Genomic DNA, 21,903 nt, shown 5'->3' with positions numbered 1-21,903 from the left:
ACGTGCTTTGGTGGAAGTGGCGATTTGCGCTCTTGATTCTCTAGGCGCTTTGCTCTTTTCTCCCCGAGTATGCCTATTGTTAGATTTTCTGGTCGGCTGAAGGGAAAAGACGATCCCCAGCGCGAGGTGCGTTCGCGTTTGCTCTATCTTCTCTTCCGCGCGGGCTGGGATATTTACAATGCCAATGGCGACCAGCGCATCACGCTGCGGAATATTGAAAAAAAAATCATCGAGTCCGATGCGTTCGTCTTCACGCCCGGCGCAACGCTGGAGGATATGTTTAAAGCCACCTCCGTGCTCGTCGGCTACCAAACGCAGGACCCGCATTTGAATGGAAAACCGACTCTCGTGCTCGACGAGGACGGTTCCTGGGGAATGTATTACGCGCTCATGGATCACCTGCACGTCACGGGGATGATCCGCCAGGAATATCGCGAGCTGCTCATCCCGGTGAAGTCGGCTCAGGAAGTGATCGAATGGCTCCAAAACGACCCGGTCATCGGCGAAAACAGACTCGAGTCCGATCCGATTGACGACTGCGCTCCGACCGATGCGACCGAGGACATCGTTATCGGAATGCCGCCGCAAAACGTCTGCGTTTTCTGCTCCGCCAGCATCAAGACACCCGAAGTCATCAACGACGGCTACCTCCTCGGCAAAGCCCTCGCCGACGCGGGGCTCGGCTGCATTTCCGGCGCGGGCAACAGCGGCGTCATGGGTTCCGTCGTTCGCGGCGCGATCGAGGCCAACGGCTGGAGCGGCGGTTCCAACGTCCCGCACATTATCGAACTCGAGGGGCTGCCCGATGGCATCAGTTGCTTCTGGCCGCGGCCCGATATTTACCTGCGCATGGAGGTCATGATCCAGCGTTCGCAGGCGTTCGTCATCTTTCCCGGCGGCGCAGGGACGTTTCAGGAATTGCTCGCGCTCCTCATTTTGCACCAGCAAAACTCGAAGATCATGGAAGGCAAACCGGTGATCATTTTCAACCGCCTGATGGAAGACGGCACCCGCTTCTGGGGTCCGCTTTTCCCACTGCTCGAAGCGGCGGGCGGCCAGGGCTTTTACACCGAAGTGACGAAGCTCGAGGACGTGGTCCCGACCGTCCAGCGATTGCTCGGGAGTTAGATCATGATCACCGTCGCCGAACAGCTCGCCGAGATTCGTTCGCGCTCGCTCCATCGGAGTTTGAGGGAAATCGTCACACCGCAGGGCAACGAAATCGCGCTCGTTGGCAAACGGTTGCTGAATTTTTCCTCCAACGACTACCTCGGCCTCGCCAGCGACCCGGTTCTCGTCGAGGCGGCTCAGGCTGCGCTGGAAAAATACGGAGTCGGAGCCGGCGCGTCGCGGTTGGTTTGCGGCACGCTCACGCCGCACATCCAGTTGGAGAAAACGCTCGCCGCCTTCAAGCGCACCGAGGCCGCGCTTACCTTTTCCAGCGGTCACGCCGCTGCCCTCGGAGCCGTCCAATCGCTCGTCGGCAAACACGATGTCATCATTATCGACAAACTCGCCCACGCCTGCCTGATCGACGCCGCGCGGTTGAGCCAGGCCGTCGTCCGCGTGTTCCCTCACAATCATCTCGGCAAACTCGAAAGCCACCTCGAATGGGCCCGCGAAAATCATCCCGAGAGCCGCGTGCTCATCATCACCGAATCCATCTTCAGCATGGACGGCGACCACGCGCCGCTCGTGGAAATCGTCGCCTTGAAACAGAAATACCAGGCCTACCTGCTTGTCGATGAGGCGCACGCCGTCGGCATCCTCGGCGCGCACGGACGCGGACTCGCCGAAAAGCTCGGAGTCGCCAGCAAGATCGACCTGCAAATGGGCACGCTGAGCAAGGCACTCGGCGTCAGCGGCGGCTACATTTGTGCCAGCCGCGTGATGATCGAACTCCTGGTCAACCGCGCCCGGAGTTTCATCTTTTCCACCGCCGTCCCTCCGATGCTGGCCGCAGCGGCGACGGCAGCGGTGAACTTCGTCGCCTCCCCCGAAGGGGACGAACGCCGCAAGGCTCTCTGGCAAAACATCCGCCACCTCGAAAAAGCCCTGCGCAAGATCGATCCCAATTATCCCGCCGCCGGCTCGGCGATTCTCCCCTGGATCGTCGGCGGCGAAGAAGACGCCCTGCTCCTGGCGAGGTCGCTCTTTGAGGAAGGTTTCCACGTTCCAGCGATCCGTTACCCAACCGTCGCGAAGGGTGCTGCCCGACTCCGCATCACCGTCAACGCCCTCCACACCACAGAGCAGATCGACGCCCTCTGCGAAGCCCTCGCCCGCCTCTGCCCCATTCCCTTGGAAGTCGCGGGAGATTAAGAAAAAATCGCTGGCAGCCCAACCAAGGCTGCAAATTCCTTTCGGAAAACTCCCGCATCCACTGTGCGCCTCTGCAAATCCCCTTCGGGAAATTCCGAAGACACCGCGCACCACTGCAAACCTCATTCGGAAAACTCCGAACGCACCATGCAGCCCTGCAAACCGTGTTCGGAAAATTCCGAAGGCACTGTGCAGTCCTGCAAATGGCACTTGGGAAATTCCGAATGCTTTGTGCAGCACTGCAAGCCCGCTTCGGAGAAATTCGATATGAATTATCTCAGTTCCCGTCCACGGTGACTCGGGGCGTGATCGCGTCCATGATCGAGGACTTCATGCCTTTCACCATCATCAGGTCGCTGACGGTTTTGTAAGGGCGACCGGCGATGATCCGCTGGGTGAGCACGTCGCCGATCTTCGGCAGGGTGTTGATTTCCTCCGCCGATGCCGTGTTGATATTTACCAAACTCGACCCGTTGGGCGACAACCTCGGCCCGGTCGTTTTCGCCGGGACCTGCGGTGTGGCCGTCACGGTCGCTGGAGTGGGCGTCGGTGCGGGTGTTGGCAGCGGCGTGGCCTTGGATAGGGCGCGGGCGCGGTTGAAGAAATCGTCGTTCGTCGGGGCTTTCACTTCGACGGCTTCTTTTCCGCCCCAGCCGCCGAGATGTTGCGACTTCGCCTTGTCTTCGAGCCGCGTCAATTGCTGGTGAAAAGCGTCCACGTCGCGTCCGTCGGGCAGCCGCGTGTTCATGCCGAAGACTCGCGCCAGACCGTTCGCAACAAGCTGTTCCTGGAGGATTTCCTTGCCGTTCTCGGGATAGACAAATCCGTAGTAGCGCGGTTGGTTGCTCGCCCCACGAGCGTTCAGAAACTGGGTGATGACGGTGAAGGGCTTCGACAGTTTCCGATTGGTGAATTCCTCCGCTTTCTTGCCGAGTTCCAATGTTTTCTTAGTGTCGATTTTCCAGTAAGCACCCTGCGTTTCCACGCGGTCGGGGTAGCTGTCGTTCGTCTCGGCGCAATCGACGAAATAGAGGCGAATGATGTAGTCGGTGCCCGCGGCATAGACGTGGAAACTGTCGCCGTCGCCATACTCGGAGCGGACGAGTTTGCAGTCCTTCAGCGTGGTCCATTTGTCGGCATAAACCGATGCGACTTGGAGAACAACCAGCCAGACGAGGACGAGACGAGACAGAAGACGTTTCATGGGGGGAACCCAAGATAACCGGCGCGCGTCTGCCTGCAACTCAGGCGTTTACATAAGAAAGCGGCTTACAACGCCGGACGGGCCTTGTGCCATTCCGTCGTCTGCTCGTAGGCGTGGGCGAGGCGGAGGAGGTTGCTTTCGTCGAAGGATTTCCCAAGAAGTTGCACTCCAATGGGGAGGTGTTTGCCGTCCACCTCGGCGAATCCGCAGGGGAGGCTCAGACCGGGGAGACCGGCCAGATTCGTGGCGATGGTGAAGATGTCGGCGAGATACATCGCGAGCGGGTCGTTGGATTTTTCCCCGATCTTGAAGGCGGGCGTCGGCGATGTCGGGCAGATGATCGCGTCCACTTTTTCAAAGGCCTGGGTGAAGTCGCGCCGGATGAGGGTGCGGACTTTTTGCGCCTGCAAATAGTAGGCGTCGTGGTAGCCGGAGCTGAGAACGTAGGTGCCGAGAATGATGCGGCGCTTCACCTCGGGGCCGAAGCCTTCGGCGCGGGTTTTCAGGTAATGCTCGAGCAGACCCTGACCCGACTTCGAGCGATGCCCGTAACGCACGCCATCGAAGCGGGCGAGATTGGCCGACGCCTCGGCGGTCGCGATGATGTAATAAACGCCGACCGCGTGCTCAGTATGCGGGAGCGAAACATCGATGATCTCGGCCCCGAGCGAAGCGTAATGATCGACGGCAGCGCGCACGGCGCGTTCGACTTGGGGATCGATGCCAGCGATGAAATATTCTTTGGGGAGTCCGATCCGCATTCCGCGAATGTCTTTGCCGAGGTCGGCGGTGAAATCGGGCACGGGAATGTCGAGCGAAGTGGAATCGAGCGGATCGAGACCGGACAGGGCGTTGAGGACGAGCGCGGCGTCTTCCACGGTTTTGGCGAAGGGTCCGATCTGATCGAGAGAGGAGGCAAAGGCGGTGAGGCCGAAACGCGAGACGCGTCCGTAAGTCGGCTTTAACCCGACGCAGCCACAAAGCGCCGCTGGTTGGCGAATGGAACCGCCGGTGTCGGAGCCAAGCGAGGCAAACGCTTCATCCGCCGCCACGACCGCCGCCGAGCCGCCGCTGGAACCACCCGGAATGCGATCCAATTCCCATGGGTTTTTGGTTTTCTGGTAGGCGGAATTTTCCGTGGAGGAACCCATCGCAAACTCATCGAGATTGCAGCGTCCGAAGGGAATCGCACCCGCTGCGCGCAGCTTGTGAATGACGGTGGCCGAGAAGGAAGCGCGATAAGTTTCGAGGATTTTCGAGGCGCAGGTGTTTTGCTCGCCCTGGACGGCGATGACGTCCTTGATCGCGATCGGCACGCCGCCGAGCGGGAGATCGAGGTTGGCGTTTTTCGCTTCCGCGAGCGCGTTTTCAATCGAGTAAGAGAGGTATCCCTGGACCTGCGGATCGACCGACTGGATGCGGCTGGCGAGGGCTTCGATGACTTCCGTGGCCGTGACTTCCCTACCGACGAGTTTGCGCCGCAGACCGGCGATGGTGAGCGTGTGCATTTATTTATTCGAGAACCTTGGTGACGACGAAGAGTTGATTGGCCTGATGCGGTGCATTCGCCAGCGCCTCGGCGGGCGTGAACCAGTCGCGCGGCACGTCCTCGCGAAAGACGTTGTAAATCGGGTAGGCGTGGGCCGTGGGCTCGATGCCGGTGACATCGACGGTGCGCATTTTGGCGACGTATTCGAGCACATGGCCGATCTGCGATTGAAATTGAGTGGCCTCGTCATCGGTCAATTCGATGCGGGCGAGATGGGCAATGTGGCGGACGTCGAAGTCGGGCTGGCTCATAAATTTTTCTACCAAGGGAGCATCTTCAAGACGAAGAAAATCGCCAGCGCGAGAAGAACCATCAGCGCGAGAAACTGATATTGCGCGGCGCGTTTCTCGCCTTTGCGGCGGCCGCGCGGGGCCGTCATGGTGGTGTTGAGCTGGTAGGCCCGCTTGTCGGGGATGGAGGAAAAGAAATCGGACCCTCGAGTCTGCTCGTGGCGGCGCATGATCTCTGTGGCCTGGCGGCGGAGTTGCTCCTGCTTGCGCGCGGGGGCCTCGCTGATCTGGCGCTCCAGAGTTTCCATGTCGCGCTTCAGTTTGGCCTCAGTATCGGCAAGCTGGCGCTGGACGTGGTTGAATGGCGAGGACTTCGCCGAGGTCGGTTTTTTCGAGGCGGGACGGCGTTTCACTTGGCGGAATGGATGAAGTAAACGATGAGCGCGATGAGGCCGAGCACGAGCAGCGGCAGGGTGAAGGCGAACCCGGCGTTCAGCCAATAAAGAAAGCCTTGGGCCTCGCCCGTCTCGCCGACGTAGCTGGCGATGGAGGCGTTGCCACCCGATGACTCGGCGGCTTCGAGTCCAATCTTGGCGCGGTTTTTGGAATAAACCGCGCGGGCGTCCTCGACGTCGCTCTGGGCCTTGGAAAGCTCCTTGCCGAGGTCGGTGGGCGACCATGTTTTCGGATTGATGCTTTCCAGCAAATCCAGGTGCTGGGAAAAGGCCTCGTGCGTGTTCCGCAGATGATCGACCCGGCGCTCGGCCTCGACGGCTTCGCGCTCGATGATCGTGAGTGAGCGGCTGAGTTTCTCGATCATGTCGTTGCGACCGCGCTCAAGCTCTTCCTGACGCTGACTGAGGTCTTCCAGCTCGCGTTTTTGTTTCTCGATCTGGTCTGCCTGACGACGCAGGGCGAGCAGTTGCTCCTGCGCTTTCTGCACCTGCGAATCGAGCATGGCGCCGGTGTCCAAATCAGGGTCCGGCAGATTCAGGTCTTGGTCGGAGTGTCCGTAAGGGTTGGAATAATCGGGCATAAAGTGAGTGAGGCGGCGAACTTCGCAGCATGATAGAAGTCGGCGGCTAAAACTCCAGATTTTTCACCCTTTTTTCTGCGAGCCAGAGGGGAAAAAACGTATTCAGCGCCGTCCATAGCAATGCAACTCCGATCAAGGCGTCCGTCCAGCGTCCGGGACGGCCTGCGGGGTCCATCACCTCGCGCATTCCGGGCAGCGCGATCAGGAGAATGAAGACGAGGATGTAGAGAAAACTCCCGACCAGACAAAGCGTGCCGCCGAAGCCGGAAACGATCTTCGTTGGGTTATCTTCCTTCAAATTCGGAAAGATCGCCCCAAGGCCCGCAGCGAGCCCGGAAAGACTCGTGCCCATGCAGATCGCCGCGCCGATGAAGAACAGGACGCGCCCGACGCTTTGCCCGAGAATAACGCCGGAGAGGATCATCAGCGGAATCGTCACCACGGCGGCGGCGCTGGCGCTGGTCCAGAATTTCTGGCGCACGACACGTTCCAACCCGAGTGGAGCCAAGCCGAGAATCCAGAGGCGTTTTCCCTCGAGGCTGAACTGCGGGAAAATGAAACGCGTGGTCAGCGTGGACAGGGTGAGCGAGGCGGCGGCGAGGTTCAGGTAACCGATGAGCGTGGGCCAGAAAGGGTTATCGAAGTCGAGTTTGGAGTTGCGCAAGTTCGCAAAATACAACGCCAGCAAACCGAAGAAGATGACGCACTGAATCCATTGCGCCGGATCGCGCCAGAAGATGCGGGCGTCCTTTAAGACCAGCGCGGAAAATTGACGGTCCAACGGCAGCACGCGCGCGAGCCGTTCCGTCCAGGGGAGTTGCATCGCAATGGCCCTTCCCCTCGCCGCCTGGCGCGCGGCTTGCAGGCGAATCGCCGCGCCGTAGCTGCCGTAAAAGAGCCGGCTGAAACCCGCCACGCCGGCGAGCAGGACTAACATTGCGTTGCTCAACAAGACGCCGAAATAAAACCAGGCCGTGCCCTGCGTTCCATCACGCCAACTCAGGAGCGATTGCACCAGCCACGTGCTCGGCAGCCAGGGACTGATGACGAGCCGGGAGTTGCGCAGGAGTTTTTCAAAGATCATGCTGTCAGCGCCTGTTACGGCGTCGGCGGAGTTAGGTTGGATTCTGAAAATGGCAATTGCGGCGACCAGCAACGCCAAGGTTAGCAATGCTTTTCCAAGCCAAGGATGCGCCAGGATTCTAACTGTTAGTAAAATGCCGAACACGCCCAGCGCCGCCGGGATGATGAGGAACGGCAGGTAAAGCAGCGGCATGAATAGATAGAAGCTCCAGCCGACTTCGTAGAGTCGTCCGTAGGCCAGCAGCAGCGGCGCACTGAGAAAGACCAAGGCCCAACTCGATACGGCGAGGCATTCCAGATATTTCCATTGCAAGACATCGCGGTGATCGACTGGCAAGGTGAGGAGCCAGGCCGTTTCGCGGTTTCGGAAGAGCGTGCTGTAGCCGATGATGATGTTAGAAAAGACTAACATCAGGAAGAAGAACGCGAAGAGCAGATAGAGGATGCGCTGCGAGATGAGTGTGCCGACGAGTGGGAAGCCGTTGACGAAGTGCAGCCCCTGATAAAACAGGAAGTACGCCGCGGCGAGGTAGCCCGCGAGGAAGGTTCCTAACACGGCGGTTAGCAGGCGTGATTGCGTTCTAACTCGACTGAAAAACGCCAGCAGGATGAGCCACTTCGTCCGACCCATCTGCACCAAAAATGGAACGGATTGAATGCTGGAGCTCATAGGCTTCGGGAGCGCACGCGTCTGGCGTGTCCTTGCCGGCGTCTCGCCGGGAAGCTCGGTGAAAGCCATCGGACGGGACGCCCGCTGGAACACGCGAGACGCGTGCGCTCCCGAAGAAAAACCACCGCTTTCATCTAACGTCCGCGCATCGCTTCCAACAAGACGCCGTGCAAATAATGCGTCTCCGGCAGATGCGGCAGGATCGGATGATCCAGGCCCTGGCTGTAGGTCGCGATCTGGCGCACGGAACGTTTCGCATCGTTCGACGCATCGACGATCACCTCGTTGAGAAGACTGGAAGTCATGTGATGCGAACAGGAAAACGTCGCGATCATTCCATCAGGCGCGAGGAGTTGCAGCGCCCGCAGATGGATCTCTTTGTAACCCCGCAGCGCGTCGTCGATTTTTCCCTTCCCTTTGGCAAACGACGGCGGGTCCAGGACGATCAAATCGTAAGTCGAACCCGAGCGCGTTTGCGTGCTGAGGAAGTCGAACACATTGGCTTCCAAGGCTTTGACTTTCAGTTCATTGCGCCGCGCGTTGGCCTCGATCTTGTTGCACAAGTCCCCGCTCACTTCGACGGCCAGCACCTCGCCCGCGCCCGCTTTTGCGCAAGCCAGCGCAAATCCGCCCTGACTGCTAAAACAATCCAGCACGCGCCGTCCGTAAGAGACCTCTGCCACCCGGCTGTAATTTTCCACCTGGTCCAGATAAAACCCCGTCTTGTGCCCGGCTCCGGCGTCGATCTCGAAGCTCACTCCCGCCATTTCAAATACTCTCGGCACCGGCGCGTCGCCCCAGAGCAGACCCGACTGCAACTCGAGTCCCTCGGCCTTGCGCGAGCCACTTTCGTTGCGCTCGACGATGCCGGAAATGCCATTCACGACGGCGACCAGAGCTTCGACGATGAGATTTTTCCGCTGATCCATCGCAAGGGTGAGTGTTTGCAGAACGAGCGTCGCGCCATAACGATCCACAATGACGCCGGGCAGCCCGTCGCTCTCGCTCCAGACGAGCCGGCAAAGGTCGCTCCGCACGCCGCGCCGCTCGCGATATTCCACCGCCTGCCGGATGCGCCGGGTAAAGAAATCGAGGTCCAGCTCCTGGCGTTGACGAGAAAAACGCCGCGCGACGATTTGCGAGCGTTTGTTATAAATGGCCGAGCCGAGCAGCCGGTCCTTGCCGTCCTTCAGCGACACGACATCGCCATCCTGCGGATCGCCAAACGCCTTTAGCACCTCGCTGGCGTAAACCCAGTCGTGTCCATGTAAAATCTGCGAGCGAGGTTTGATCACGAGTCCGGCCATCCCGGACTTTATGCCCTCGCCACCGGCTGCAAACTAAAAAATGCGGCGCGCGGTCTGTCTGATTTTTACCGCTGTTCTTTGGCGCGGGGTTCGCGGTCTTTGGCGGTGGCGGTGCTGGGCGAGGTGACGAAGGGTCCACCAGCCAGCGGGGCGGATTTTGTGAAGGCGACGTCGGGCATTTCGCTGGGACGGCCCGCGAGCGGGAAGTCTTTGCGCAAGGGGAAAAACGGGTAGCCGTCCCACATGAGGATGCGGCGCAGATCGGGATGCGCGTCGAATTTGATCCCCATCATGTCGTAAATCTCGCGCTCGTGCCAGTCGGCCGTCGCCCAAAGGTCGGTGATCGTCGGCACGGAAAGATGGTCCTCGGAGACGGTGCATTTCAGCCGCAGATGGAGGTGCGTGGTCAGCGAATAGATTTCATAGACGATCTCGAAACGCGGTTCGTCGCCGAAATTATCCACGCTGCTGATGTCGAGTAAGAAGTCGAACCCGAGGGTTTCCTTGGCAAACTGCAGCGCGGGTTTGATGCTTTCGGCAGTGAAGAGAAGCGTGGTCTCGCCGCGAAATTCCTTCGTGTGAAGGAGGGCGGCGCCAAATTGTTTCGCGAGGGCGGCGGAAGCGTCGGCGAGTTTCATGGTGTTTAAGAAAGGGAGGCGAAGAACTCTTCTTTCTGCTCGTGAGACGAGGATTCGGTCATGATCTTGTTCTGCAATTTCATAAGACCCTCCAGGAGCGCCTCGGGCCGCGGAGGGCAGCCGGAAACATAGACATCGACCGGGATGAGCTGGTCGATCCCCTGGAGGACGGCGTAGCTGCGATACATGCCGCCGCTGGAGGCGCAGGCACCCATGGCGATGCACCATTTGGGCTCGGGCATTTGGTCCCAGATGCGTTTGACGGCGAGCGCCATTTTATAGGTGACGGTGCCGGCGACGATCATGACGTCGGCTTGACGCGGGGAAAATCGCATGACCTCAGCTCCGAAGCGGGCAATGTCGAACCGGCTCGCGCCCGTGGCCATGAGCTCGATCGCGCAACAGGCGAGTCCCATCGGCATGGGCCAGAGGGAGTTTTTGCGCATCCAGTTGATGGCGGAGTCGAGTTTGGTAAAGATCACGTTGCCCTCGACCTTGGAGTCGTAGGCGGCGCTGGGATGATCGGCTGGAGCGAGTGTTTCCATAAAAAAGTTATCGTAGGAATCCTACGCCACGAGGCAAGGAAAAGAAACTTTAGCGGTCAAAGTTTTCCTCGTCGTTGTCGAGCGCATCCTCCAGTGCCTCCTGGAAAAGCAGAAAACGCTCGGTGATGAAAAGCGGGTCGTTTTGCTCGGCGGGATTGACGCATTTCTCGATGTAATCCTCGATGGAAAAGTGGAGATATTCCTCCGATTCCTCATCGTCGCCGGGCTCGAGGAAGATGACTTTGTGCGTGGCCTCAAAGGCGCACTTGGCCAGCTCGAAGTCGAGCGTGTCGAACTCGTCGCTGAATAAATCCTCGATCTCCGTCCCCTCGTCGCAGACCAGCGTGTTGCCGCTCACGCGAACGAGGATGGCGATGAAAGAATGGACGAGATAATTCATAACTTACGTGACTGGTGTAGAGACCGGCAGGAACCTTGGCGAACTATTTCCCTGCTTCAGCCAGAAAAGTGACCCATTTTCCCAAGCGAACTTCGCGAAGAATCTCGAATCCAGCCTGCGTGATCGCCGCGCGGCAATCGTCGGCCTGGAAACGCAAAATGCCCGAGAGAATGAAGCATCCTCCGGGCGTGATCGTAGGTCGGATACGACTCCAACTCGCCAGAAACAGTTCGCTGAAGATGTTCGCCGCGACGACATCGTATTGGAACTCGGCTGCAAATTTCAGCAAATCCTGCTGGCTCCACTGGATGCCGCGAACGGCGTTGGCGCGGGCGTTTTCCTTCGAAGTGCGAATGGAAAATGGATCGTAATCGAACCCGGCCACAGGGCTCGCGCCGAGTTTGCGAGCGGCGATGGCGAGCAAACCCGAGCCGGTGCCAACGTCGAGCAGGCTCCATTTTTTGCCTCCCAAATTTTTCGCCACATCGCAGAGCAATCGCAGGCAACTCGCCGTGGTCGGATGATCGCCCGTGCCAAAGGCGAGTCCGGCGGGAATGACGATTTCGCGAGGGTCGGCGCCAGTCGTTTCGACGATCAGAAATCGGTCGCGAATCCGGATCGGCGCGTGCGCTGGCAGGGCGGTTTTCCACGCGTCGCTGACTTCGGCGACGTCGCCTGAGCCGAGTTCCATTTGAATCGAAGTCGCCTCGTCCCGGGTTTCCGCGAAATACTGGATGGTCTGCCGCTGTTTCCCCGGTGTGCGGGTGACGACGAGTCGAGTTGCATCGCAATGGGCCAGCCGCAGGAGCGTTTCATCGAGATTTTTTGGGAGACAGGTGACCGACCAGACGTGCATGAGCGATGCTGAACGATCCCGCCGCCGCCCGCCAGCCGGGAAATTTCAGCGCCTCACCTCGTGCTCGTGCGGAGCAGGATGTCGTCGGAATACTGGAGTTTGCGGGCGAGTTCGCGCGCAAGATTGAGCACGAGAATCGCGAAGACCTCGGGGTCGCTGCCGCGCAGGCGATTCAGGGCGCGGCGCGAAAGCATGATGAGTTCCGTGTCCTCGGCGGCGACGAAGGACGCGGTGTTGTTGATCATGGAAAGCATGGCCGCCTCGCCGAAGCAGTTGCCGACGTTAAATTCCCGTTTTTTCACCTCCACCTCGTGGTCGGTGATGAGCAGGTCGATGCGGCCACTTTTGATGATATAAATGTGCGACGGCTCCTCACCGCGCCGGGTGACGTATTCGCCTTTCTTAAAAAATCCCATCTCCAGCAGCGGAAAAATCTGGTCGCGCTGGGCATCGGAGACTCCGCCGAGAAACGAGATCTGCGAGAGGATCGCCACGACCGGCTCGACGTCTTCCAGGGGAGTATAGACTTTCATCGCGGGGTGGAAACGATGTCACAAGATTCCGGCGATGACCAAAGAAAAACTTGAGCCGTTCCAGTCGGCTCGTTCACCGCTAGCTCTCTGGCTTCTCCGCTTTCTTGGGGGAACGTTTTGCGCGTTTGGGCTTCGGCTCTTTGGGCTCCTTTTCCTTCTTCAGAGCCGCTTTTTTCGCTGCTGGTTTTCTGGTGCGCTTCGGCTTTTCGGGCAGCGGCAAGACCTCGGATTCGACTTCGATGGTTTTCTCAAACAACTCGATCGCCGTCTGCGCGACTTGGCCCGTTTCATAATACGTGTAGGCTCCGACGCCGAGTGCGCCGACGACCGGCAGCCAGCGGGCGATGCCTTTGCCGAGCAACCGCTGGCTGACTTTGATTCCGATCTTGCCCGCGATATTTTGCAATACGATCAAAGTCGGACGCCGCACGAGCACGCCTTCTCCGACGATCACCACGAGCGCGCCGACGGCTTGCGCGGCGGTCGCCCGGAAGAGGCAATAAAGCATCTGCTCGCGGCTGAGTTTCGCCTTTTGCCCGTAAACGGCGGCGATGTCGGCCACCATTTTCGTTTGCAGCCGCCAGATGGTCATCAGCTCGGGCAGAAGCGTCAGCATTCCGGCCAAACCGGGAGGCGCGGAGAGTGCGCTGGCGGCGAGCGCGGCTTTTACCGCGGAGGCCGAGGCGATCTGCCGCGCGCGTTCCAGCGGCGTGCGGCTGCGCTGTTCCTCGGTGTCGGGAATGTGGCCGACCGCGTCCAGAATCGCGCTCGTGATGCGCGAGTGAACATTCGTGGCAAGTTGCGGACCGGACATACTAACTAATCGTTTTTCGGAGTTGCAGGCGAATGTGTTTTTATGTCAGCCGCGTGGAGTTGCGGACGATCCAGCCAATGCGCGCCGGCCACGCCTTGTCGATAAGCGGCGAGCGCCTCCGGAGTCGAATTCACATGGAGATTACTGTAGCTGTCGTCGACGTTTTGCCAGCGCTCGTGCCAGAAGACGGCGGCCTTCAGAAACGGTTTTCGCTCCATCGCGTCGAAGGCTTCCTTAAACCACAGCGCCTTGCTGCCTTCCTTCGGAAATTCGCCCACTCCCCATTCGGCTAACATCACAGGTTTGCTCGGGTCGAGCGCGTGAATTTCCGTCACCGGCCAGTCGAACAGCGGCGCGAAATCGGAGAACGCATCCACGCCATTGAATTGCTCGCCATAGACGCTCAACCCGAGCCAGTCCACGTAGTCGGAACCGGGGTAATATTGGGCCATCACGTTCCAGAGATCGTTGGGCTCGGCGTAGTTGTTGGCATGGAAAACCCAGAGAACATTGCTCGCTCCCCTAGCCCGCACGCGGTCCACCACGTGTCGAAAGGCGCGCTTGTAAATCTCCGGTCCAACCGGTGGATAACACGGCGACGGCATGGGCACGTGATACCCCGGAAGCGGAGTTGGATTCGCCTCTGGCGTGGAGCCGGGAACGGGATCTTTCCCTCCGTAAAACTTCCCAGACCACGGGAACCAGTTACCGTTCATCTCGTTGCCAAAAGAGACGAACATCGGATTTCCAATCGCCTTGGCCGCGTCGCCCCAGGCGTCGATGTAGGCGTCCCATTTTCCTTCGTTGATGGCGTTGAGATTGAAACGATCCGGGCCATTTTTCGCGATGATGTCCTGATCGTAAGGCTTGTCCCAGGGCGACCAAAAAATCAGCGGAATGCTCTGGTGACTAACAATGATTTGAATGTTAGTCGTCGGGAAGGTTTGTTCGCCCCAATAGCTAGAAGAAGCGACGATGGCTTGATGTTTGCCGACAAGTTTTTCAAACGACTCAATCTTGTCCAGCGTGACGTCGTCCTCGTTGTCGCCGAAGTCGATGTAGGCTCCGGTGTAAGCTCCAGTCGCCGGAACGGAGAGCGTCTGCGGGATGTTAGTTTTGGGCGGACTAACATTCGACTCTGGCTTGCATCCCGCGCCAATGGCTAGAAAGAAAATAAGGAGCTTCTTCATGGAGTGGTCGGGCGGTGAAGGGTGACCGACGCAGTGCGTTCCAGCTTGCCCCAGCCGATGAGGACGCCACGCAAAGCCTGGAAGATGGACTTCCAAATCACCCAGCTAAAAAGCGGCCGATAAATGAAGCGCATCGGTAGAACGATCCACGCTTTCCAGAGCGGTTCGCGCTCCATCCAGCAGGCGACAGCGGCGAGAATGAAGTCTGTTAGGAGAAAGACTAACATGTAGGGCAGCACGACTCCGGCGTTGCCAAAGTAGAGCGAGATCAGCAGATACAAATCGACCAGCGGCGTGATGGCGACTAACAAGATTTGGAAAAACCAAACGCTCGGCAAGGCGAAGAGTCCGAGTGCATGGAAGCGCGGATTGAAAACAAGGTCGCGATGTTTCCAAAGACATTGCAGCGTGCCAAAAGCCCAGCGGAAACGTTGCTTCGCCAGGGTGCGAAAAGTTTCCGGCGCCTCGGTCCAGGCGATGGCACCGGGAGCGTAATCCACCTTCCAATCGGAGCGGTGCAGAGCCAATGTTAGATCGGTGTCCTCGGCAAGCGTGTCGGTGCTGATTCCGCCGACTTCCTCAATGACGGATTTGCGAAATGCGCTGATCGCTCCAGGTGCGACGGTGATGCAATTCAGACTCGCATAGGCGCGGCGGTCGAGGTTGAAACCGCAGATGTATTCGAGCGCCTGACAACGCGCGATAAAGGAGCGGAGGTTGCCGACTTTGGCGTGACCCGAGACGGCTCCAACTTCCTCGTCGGCCAGCGGAATGACGAGGTGGCGAATCGTCCCCGGCTCGAAATGCGTGTCGGCATCGAGGAAGATAATGATCTCACTCGCGGACGCGGCGACGCCGGTTTGCAGCGCGATGGATTTCCCGGAGTTAGCCTGCTCGATAAGGCGGATGCGCGGCTCGTTGACTAACATGTTCCTAACCACGTCGCTCGTGGCGTCTTTCGAGCCGTCGTTGATCACGAGAATTTCGACGTCGCCGGGATAGTCGGTGTCTAACACGGATGCTAACGTCGCGGCGATGACTTTTTCCTCGTTGTAAGCGGCGATGATTACGGTCACAGGCGGATGAAAACTAGCGCTGCCGGACGGAATGTTAGGACGATGCCGCGCGGCCAAAACGGCGGTCACCAAAGTGCGGCAGCCGACCAGCACTGTGGCCACAATCATGAAGGCCCAGAGGAACTCGGCGGTGTAACGCAGGAGGTCGAATCCGACTCCGCTCACCATTCGGGAAAAACCCTGTTTGTCGCCCAAGACCTTCGGCATGATGTCGGCGTGCGACATGGAGAGGAGCGTTTCGAGCGGGACGATTTTGTCGCCGCGCTGCTGGAGATAGTCGATGATTTGCGGCAGCGCGGCCACGGTTTGCGAGCGGTCGCCGCCGGCGTCGTGCAAGAGAACAATGTTACCCAAATGGCGGTTTTGCCGGACGCGATCCACGATTTCTTCGATCCCCGGCTTTGCCCAATCCTCGGGGTCGATATTTTCCAGAACGATCAGGTAATTCAAATCCTCGGCGATGGAGAGCGGGATGAGTTCCGCTGTGCTGGAGGGCTGCGAATCGGCGTTGTAAGGCGGACGAAAAAGCGTGGTGGAATATCCGGTTATGCTCTCGATCAGACGCTGGCTGGCGTTGAGTTCCAATCGTATCTGCGCCTCGGAAATGACGCCAAGATTGGCGTGGGTGTAGGTGTGATTTCCGAGGTTGTGGCCTTCGGCGAGAATGCGTCTAACCAAGCTCGGACATTTTTCCGCCTGGCTGCCGACGAGGAAAAACGTCGCCTTTAATCCACGCGCTTTCAGGATGTCCAAGATCTGCGGCGTCCAGCGCGGATCAGGCCCGTCGTCGAAGGTGAGGCTGACCATTTTCGGATCGGCACCGCCCTGATGATAGAGTGTCGGGAACGTGGGAAAATCCGTGTAAACGGAGGCAAAATGTCCGTCCTCTGTGGCCGTAACTGTGCGCTGTCCGGCTTCCTTCGATTGATCGACCGAGACGATTTCCCCGCGACCCACATTAGTCACGGTGTCACTGGCGGGCAGCCGGGTCATGGTAGCGAGATCGGACGTTTGCGGGGCGGCGGGAAAGCCGATGACGGACCAGATCGCCGGGTCTTCGGAGCCGATCGAGTTGATGGCAAATCCGCCCCATTTCATTTTGCGGACGACTTGCAGTTGATTCAGAAATGTCGTGCCATCGAGAAACCAGACGGTATGCGTGATCGGTCCCTCGTAGTAGGAAAACGTCGGATTGTAGAGCGGTGGTTCCAGTTTTACCGAGTCGATTCCAGAGAAACTGGCGCGGCTCATGGCGTCGGCGAAGGTGATCGTTTCCGCCGTTTTTTCGCCTGCGGCCCAGTCGTAGCCGTAGTTGCCCAAGGCCGCAATCCATTGGCCGGGCGCGCCGAAATCGCTGAGTTCGTTCAGGCAATTTTCCACCCAATCCTGGCCCGCGACCGGACCCGGCTCGTCAGTTTCAGAGTCCTCATCCGAGAGCGCGGCGACGAAGTGATCCACGACCCCGGAAAGCGTGTCGAGATCGAAGACTTTCGCGTCGTCGCCCACAGAAACGGTCAGCCACAGCTCGCGATTTTTGGCGTGCAGCGCGTCGGCCAGTTGGGTGATGAGTTGCGTGACTTCGTCCTGATAAGTCGGGTCGAGACTTTCCCAATCGAGGATGAGTCCACTGGCGCCGACATCGTCGAGTTCGCGTAAAACCTGGGTGAAAAACTGGTCGCGCCGGAGTTGCGGTCCATTGGCCAGGCCCTCGATGGCCTCGGGCTGCCAGGCGTCGTCCTGGAGGTTGTTCAGCGTGGGAAAAAGCGCGAGCTTGTTGCGCTGCGTGAGATCGATCACAGCCGGGTCGCGGTCGAATACGAGCCGCCCGTTGCCATCGACGACCGACATCCAGTCGGTGCAGACGTGGGTGAGTTTCGCGGCGTGTTTTTCGAGGGAGAGAATGCTGTAGGGATTCGACTTTACGTAGAAACCGGCACGAATTTCCTGGGTCGGTCGCAGCGGCATGTGCGGCACGGGCTTGATCGTCGAATGGGTCTGGAGGAAATGCTTAAAGTCCCGAGTCGGCAGCGGGGGCGGCGGTGGATTTTTGAAGGCGGAAAGCTGGCCTTTCAAGTGGCGCACAGACTTCGGCAGCGCGAGATCGGGCTGCAACAGAAGCGACTGGATGAAGACGACGAGCGAGAGAAAAATGAGGACGCCGCAGAGGATAACGAGCCGCCGAAAACGTGGCCAGCGGTTGCCCCAGGGATCTTGAAACACGAAACGCGTGTGTGGTTTCTTGGGGGCCATGGGATTCTAACTCGACTCTGTTTTGGTCACGTGCTGGAGGAGCGCGTGGAGCAATTCCAGTCGCGGCACACTCGCTCCGGCGGCTTGGGCGCGGCGCAACGGTTCGCCCCAGATCGCCTCGACTTCGACGGGCAGGCCGCGCTCGAAATCGACCAGACTCGACGGACGATACGGCCCCATGTCGAGGCTGCGGGCGATTTCCTTTTCCGGGGTGTTTTCGGGAATGATGTAGCCGAGCGCGGCGGCGGCAGTGAGGACTTCACGCATGAGAGCCTCGACCTGAGTTTTCAAGAGCGGAGTTCCAAGCAAATCTTCCACAGTCGCCTTGCCGGCGGCGATGGAGAGGCCATTGAAAGGGATGTTCCAGAGGAGTTTGCGCCAGCGTTCCCAAGGCATGTTTTCGGCGAGGCGGCAGTCGATCCCGGCGACTTGAAACGCTTCGACGACTCGCCGCGCGCGGGACGTGGAGGGTCCATTCGCCTCGCCCAAGGCGACGCCGCCGTGGCCATAATGCTCGATGACGCCCGGTGCGGTGCGGGTGAGGCAGACGAAACACAGCCCGCTAAGAATGCGCTCCGGCCCGAAGTGCTGGCCGAGAAATTCCTCATTGCCGAGTCCGTTCTGGAGCGTGAGCAGGATCGTTTCCGGGCCGAGTAAGGGCGGAATCAAAGTCCGCAAAACGTCATTCGCCGTCGTCTTCAGCGCGATGATAACCAGATCGACCGCGCCGATTTCCGCCGTCGAGCTGAAGGCAGGCGCGTCTATTAAATGCACGTCGCCGTCCGGGCTGGTGATCCGCAGCCCGTCGCGCCGAACCGTCTCCAAGTCGGATCGCATGAGGAAGCGAACGTCATTTCCCGATTGCAGCAGCCGCGTGCCGTAGTAACAGCCGACCGCGCCAGAACCCACGATGGCGATCTTCATCAAAACCGGCGGCGCGGGTCCAGTTCGTCCGCCAGCTGGGAAACCATCGCCGCACCGGGCCGGTTGTCCACGCGATAGACCTTTTGCAGATACTCCTCGAAGCTGAGGTATTCCCCGTCCACCTCCACGGTTTTCGACCACGCGCTGACCCGGATCAGGTGGCGCAGTTTCGCCCAGCGCCAGAGCATCCAGGCGATGCCGCCCGCGAGAACGAGGTAAACGCCGGCGATCCAGAGCGCGAGGTGCTCGTTGCGAATAACTTCAGCCGAGAGGTGATTTTCACGCGACTGGAGGAGGCTTTCCTCCTGCTGCAACATCGCGGGCACAGCCTGCAAAACTTCCCGGCCCGTTGCCCGATTGCCGGGGCTGCCGACGGTGGCGACGGCCTCGGCATGGTGCCCGGCGCTTTGCAGGGAAATGGCTTGATCCAGCTTCTGCAAATGGCGGGTCACCGCGAGATTGAGCCGGGTGAAATTCTGCTCCTGGCCCGTTTCTTCGCGCACCATCCCGCGCAAATTGACCAAACTCGACGGCACATGCCGGGTGACGGCGGCGTATTCCCGCAAATCGCCCGGCTCCTGGGTGAGCAGGTAGCCGCGTTCGAGGCGCTCGGCATTGAGGACTTCGCTTTCGACCTTCTCCAGCTCGCGCTCGGTGCGATGCGTATGGACGATCCAGCGGGAGGATTTGACGAGTTCGCGGGAGGATTCGCGCGACCAGATGGCGAGTCCGCAAAGGACGATGAGGGGCAGCAGGACGCCGCCGACGATGAGGACCCGATTCCGCAAAGGGGATATTTGTAACATGGAAATTAGGTCTTTCGACAGGGGCAGAGGCGCTTTCGTTGACTCTTTTATCGGAAAAAACGGCTAATGCTTCGCCGCGGGTCCCTCCGCGGGTGAGGCGACTTGCACGGCACTCACCGGTTTGGCGAGCTGGCGTTTGAGGGATTCCACCTGCTGCTTGAGCGAGGCGTTTTCGGCGATCACTTTTTCCATCTGCGCAAGGAGGGCCTCCATCTCCGGCGTGCTGGTTTTCTCCTCCTCGGGAGCGAGCTTGAGCTGCTGGCGCGAGATCGGACGCAGCCCGGCGGTTTTCACTTTCACCACGCCCTTCGGCGTCTTCATCTGGACGCTCTGGGCGTCGCGATCGACGATTTCCCCGCGCACCACGGTGCCGTCGAGGAGATAAAGCGCGGTGGAATCAGCGGCCGCAAGGCTCGCGGCGAGGAGGAGAAAAACGCCGCTGAACAAACATAAGGGACGAACGCGCATGGATTTCGTTGAGTTTTAGAGCGTGTCAGTATTCTTTCAATGCAAAATGCGGCGTCACTCATGAAACCCCGGACTCTCGCCTGGCTGGCGCTGGTGTTTTTCATGGCGCTCCCGGTGCAGGCAGCCACTTGGGAAATCGTCACCGCGAACGGACGCCAATACATTCCGCTGCGCTGCCTGCGCGACTTTTACGGTCTCGCCAATATCGAGGGCGATGAGCCGAATCAAACCCGGCTCCGGGGCACCAAGGGCGTGCTCGATTTCCGCGCCAACAGCCGGGAATGCGCCATCAATGGCGTCCGCATCTGGCTGTCATTCCCGGCGTTGGTGAGCGGCGACCAATGGCTCATTTCCCGGATGGACGTGGCGAAAACCATCGAACCCGCCATGCGCCCGGCGATCATCAAGGGTCTCTCGAATGTCACCACGGTCGTGCTCGATGCGGGTCACGGCGGACACGACGGCGGCGCGATGAGCCGTTTCGGTTACGAAAAAACCTTCGCCCTGGATATTGCGCGCCGGGTGAAAAACAAGCTCGTCGATGGCGGTTACAAGGTCGTGCTCACCCGCAACTCCGATGTCTTTCTGCCACTGCACGACCGCCCGGCGGTGGCGAACTCCATTCCCAATTCCATCTTCGTCAGCATCCACTTCAATGCCTCCCAGCAAGGCGACGCCGCCACTGGCATCGAGGTTTTTAGCATCGCCCCGCGCGGCGCTCCCTCGACCAATGACGATTTCATCACGTGGGCCAGCCTGCGCGAGGAGCCGGGGCACGAGCTGGACATGGCGAGCTTCGCGCTGGCCCGCTCCGTGCACACGGCGCTCATGGGCCATTTGCACGAGATCGACCGGGGCTTGAAGCGGGCGCGGTTTGCTGTCATTCGCACCGCCCGCGTTCCGGCGATCCTTATTGAATGCGGCTTTCTCACCAACCCCATGGAGGCGCGCGCCATCGCCACCGACACGCATCGGGACGACATCGCGAGCGCCATCGCGGAGGGGATCAGCGATTACAAACTCCTCGCCACCCTCCACAAGCCGCCCAAGAGTCTCGCCGACTACAATCGTTCCATCGAAACGAAGATCACCCTGCGCGAGGATCACGAGGCCGGGGTGAATAATGAAATGGAACCCAACTCGCAGCCGCATCTGCTCTCGGTCGCGCCCGCCGCCACTCCCGCCGTGCCGATGGCTCCCCTCACCCTGCGCGCCCCGCCGGGCGATCCACAACCCGCGCTCCGGCCATTCGTCACCGGCCATTTTCCATTTCTCGCCTCCGCCGATAGCCACGCGCCCTGGCTCCCGCTCCAGCGCTAGGTGTTTCCACGCCGCCGTTGACGACCCATGCGAGTTAGGCTCTAGTCACCCCTTCCCTTAAAAAACACCTATGCGGATCCCTTCAGTCTCCATCCTTCTGGCCGGCGCGGCTCTCTTTCTCGCGGGCTGCCAGTCTTACGATTCCCGGCTCGCCTCCCGCGAAACCGAATACCTCAACGGCCAGGTCTCCGTCCACAAGCCCGCAGCAGCCGGCGGCGGATACGACCCTGTCTCCTATTGGGATGGCGACAACGTCAGCGGCTCGCCCAGCGTGAAGATTTTTCTAAGCGAACAGCGCGCCTACTTCTACAAGGGCGACCAACTCGTCGGCGTCTCGCAGATTTCCTCCGGTCGCGAGGGCCACAATACCCCCACCGGCACCTACAAGATCGTCCAGAAAGACCCCGATCACGCCTCCAATCTCTACGGCGATTTTGTGGATGACGCCGGCAACGTGGTCAAGGCCAACGTCGCCATCAGCGATCCGAAACCGCCCGGCTCCCACTTTAAGGGTGCGCCCATGCCGCACTTCATGCGCATCACCGGTGGCGTCGGCATGCACGCCGGCTTCCTCCCCGGCTACCCCGCCTCGCACGGCTGCATCCGCATGCCCGCCTTCATGGCCGATACTTTTTACAGCAATGTCAGCCTCGGCACCCCGGTCGAGTTGCATCACTAAACC

At 59.7% G+C, this 21,903-nt stretch carries 22 protein-coding genes; 4 read left to right on the top strand and 18 right to left on the bottom strand.

All coding sequences use genetic code 11. The features are described 5' to 3' along the window. Nucleotides 1–69 precede the first annotated feature (69 nt). Nucleotides 70–1,128, top strand: a complete 1,059-nt coding sequence (locus ABIT76_09020; GenBank protein ID MEO7933284.1) for an LOG family protein — start codon at nt 70–72, stop codon at nt 1,126–1,128. 3 nt (nt 1,129–1,131) lie between these two features. Next, entirely contained in the window at nt 1,132–2,322 is a 1,191-nt protein-coding gene (gene bioF / locus ABIT76_09015; protein ID MEO7933283.1) for an 8-amino-7-oxononanoate synthase, read from the top strand. A gap of 277 nt (nt 2,323–2,599) precedes the next feature. Here the strand turns inward: bioF and ABIT76_09010 are convergent, their stop codons facing one another. The 18 genes from ABIT76_09010 to ABIT76_08925 all read right to left on the bottom strand — a co-directional run bounded on the left by ABIT76_09010 (nt 2,600) and on the right by ABIT76_08925 (nt 19,901). Then, on the bottom strand, nt 2,600–3,526 hold the full coding sequence (locus tag ABIT76_09010) for a helix-hairpin-helix domain-containing protein (protein MEO7933282.1): 927 nt from the start codon (nt 3,524–3,526) through the stop codon (nt 2,600–2,602). A gap of 65 nt (nt 3,527–3,591) precedes the next feature. Beyond that, entirely contained in the window at nt 3,592–5,034 is a 1,443-nt protein-coding gene (gene gatA, locus ABIT76_09005) for an Asp-tRNA(Asn)/Glu-tRNA(Gln) amidotransferase subunit GatA (protein ID MEO7933281.1), read from the bottom strand. A 4-nt stretch (nt 5,035–5,038) separates the two neighbouring features. After that, nucleotides 5,039–5,326: an Asp-tRNA(Asn)/Glu-tRNA(Gln) amidotransferase subunit GatC gene (gene gatC, locus ABIT76_09000; GenBank protein MEO7933280.1), complete on the bottom strand. Its 288-nt coding sequence runs from the start codon at nt 5,324–5,326 to the stop codon at nt 5,039–5,041. A gap of 8 nt (nt 5,327–5,334) precedes the next feature. Continuing rightward, nucleotides 5,335–5,718 (bottom strand): hypothetical protein, encoded by a 384-nt coding sequence (locus ABIT76_08995; GenBank protein ID MEO7933279.1) that lies wholly within the window; start codon nt 5,716–5,718, stop codon nt 5,335–5,337. Then, on the bottom strand, nt 5,715–6,341 hold the full coding sequence (locus ABIT76_08990; GenBank protein MEO7933278.1) for a hypothetical protein: 627 nt from the start codon (nt 6,339–6,341) through the stop codon (nt 5,715–5,717). Before ABIT76_08990 ends, ABIT76_08995 begins: the two co-directional genes overlap by 4 nt. A gap of 46 nt (nt 6,342–6,387) precedes the next feature. Next, nucleotides 6,388–8,094, bottom strand: a complete 1,707-nt coding sequence (locus ABIT76_08985; GenBank protein MEO7933277.1) for a hypothetical protein — start codon at nt 8,092–8,094, stop codon at nt 6,388–6,390. 134 nt (nt 8,095–8,228) lie between these two features. After that, entirely contained in the window at nt 8,229–9,401 is a 1,173-nt protein-coding gene (locus ABIT76_08980) for a class I SAM-dependent rRNA methyltransferase (GenBank protein MEO7933276.1), read from the bottom strand. 65 nt (nt 9,402–9,466) lie between these two features. Beyond that, nucleotides 9,467–10,039, bottom strand: coding sequence for an NADH-quinone oxidoreductase subunit C (locus ABIT76_08975; GenBank protein ID MEO7933275.1), 573 nt, complete (start codon nt 10,037–10,039; stop codon nt 9,467–9,469). A gap of 5 nt (nt 10,040–10,044) precedes the next feature. Continuing rightward, on the bottom strand, nt 10,045–10,584 hold the full coding sequence (gene nuoB, locus ABIT76_08970) for an NADH-quinone oxidoreductase subunit NuoB (GenBank protein MEO7933274.1): 540 nt from the start codon (nt 10,582–10,584) through the stop codon (nt 10,045–10,047). A 49-nt stretch (nt 10,585–10,633) separates the two neighbouring features. Then, on the bottom strand, nt 10,634–10,984 hold the full coding sequence (locus ABIT76_08965) for a hypothetical protein (GenBank protein MEO7933273.1): 351 nt from the start codon (nt 10,982–10,984) through the stop codon (nt 10,634–10,636). A 43-nt stretch (nt 10,985–11,027) separates the two neighbouring features. Then, entirely contained in the window at nt 11,028–11,840 is an 813-nt protein-coding gene (locus ABIT76_08960) for a 50S ribosomal protein L11 methyltransferase (protein MEO7933272.1), read from the bottom strand. Nucleotides 11,841–11,893: 53 nt separating this feature from the next. Beyond that, nucleotides 11,894–12,373 (bottom strand): cyclic nucleotide-binding domain-containing protein, encoded by a 480-nt coding sequence (locus ABIT76_08955; GenBank protein MEO7933271.1) that lies wholly within the window; start codon nt 12,371–12,373, stop codon nt 11,894–11,896. Nucleotides 12,374–12,452: 79 nt separating this feature from the next. Further along, a complete protein-coding gene (locus ABIT76_08950; protein MEO7933270.1) occupies nt 12,453–13,187 on the bottom strand; it encodes an EcsC family protein in 735 nt (244 codons plus the stop codon). A gap of 5 nt (nt 13,188–13,192) precedes the next feature. Continuing rightward, nucleotides 13,193–14,377, bottom strand: coding sequence for a glycosyl hydrolase (locus ABIT76_08945; protein MEO7933269.1), 1,185 nt, complete (start codon nt 14,375–14,377; stop codon nt 13,193–13,195). Further along, nucleotides 14,374–17,673, bottom strand: a complete 3,300-nt coding sequence (locus tag ABIT76_08940; protein ID MEO7933268.1) for a polysaccharide deacetylase family protein — start codon at nt 17,671–17,673, stop codon at nt 14,374–14,376. Before ABIT76_08940 ends, ABIT76_08945 begins: the two co-directional genes overlap by 4 nt. A 36-nt stretch (nt 17,674–17,709) precedes the next feature. Beyond that, nucleotides 17,710–18,627, bottom strand: a complete 918-nt coding sequence (locus tag ABIT76_08935) for a 2-dehydropantoate 2-reductase (protein ID MEO7933267.1) — start codon at nt 18,625–18,627, stop codon at nt 17,710–17,712. Continuing rightward, entirely contained in the window at nt 18,627–19,433 is an 807-nt protein-coding gene (locus tag ABIT76_08930; GenBank protein MEO7933266.1) for a CHASE3 domain-containing protein, read from the bottom strand. Before ABIT76_08930 ends, ABIT76_08935 begins: the two co-directional genes overlap by 1 nt. 63 nt (nt 19,434–19,496) lie before the next feature. Then, nucleotides 19,497–19,901 carry a hypothetical protein gene (locus ABIT76_08925; GenBank protein ID MEO7933265.1) on the bottom strand — a complete coding sequence of 135 codons (405 nt, stop codon included), beginning with the start codon at nt 19,899–19,901 and terminating at the stop codon, nt 19,497–19,499. Between the two features lie 60 nt (nt 19,902–19,961). On the opposite strand from ABIT76_08925, the gene ABIT76_08920 reads away from it, so the two are divergent. Next, nucleotides 19,962–21,221, top strand: a complete 1,260-nt coding sequence (locus ABIT76_08920; protein ID MEO7933264.1) for an N-acetylmuramoyl-L-alanine amidase — start codon at nt 19,962–19,964, stop codon at nt 21,219–21,221. Nucleotides 21,222–21,291: 70 nt separating this feature from the next. Beyond that, nucleotides 21,292–21,900, top strand: coding sequence for a L,D-transpeptidase family protein (locus ABIT76_08915; protein ID MEO7933263.1), 609 nt, complete (start codon nt 21,292–21,294; stop codon nt 21,898–21,900). Nucleotides 21,901–21,903: the final 3 nt, after the last annotated feature.

The sequence above is a fragment of the Chthoniobacterales bacterium genome (assembly GCA_039930045.1).
GTDB lineage: Bacteria > Verrucomicrobiota > Verrucomicrobiia > Chthoniobacterales > DASVRZ01 > DASVRZ01.
Note: the sequence above shows the minus strand (reverse complement) of the source record. Positions and strands in the feature narration are given on the sequence as shown.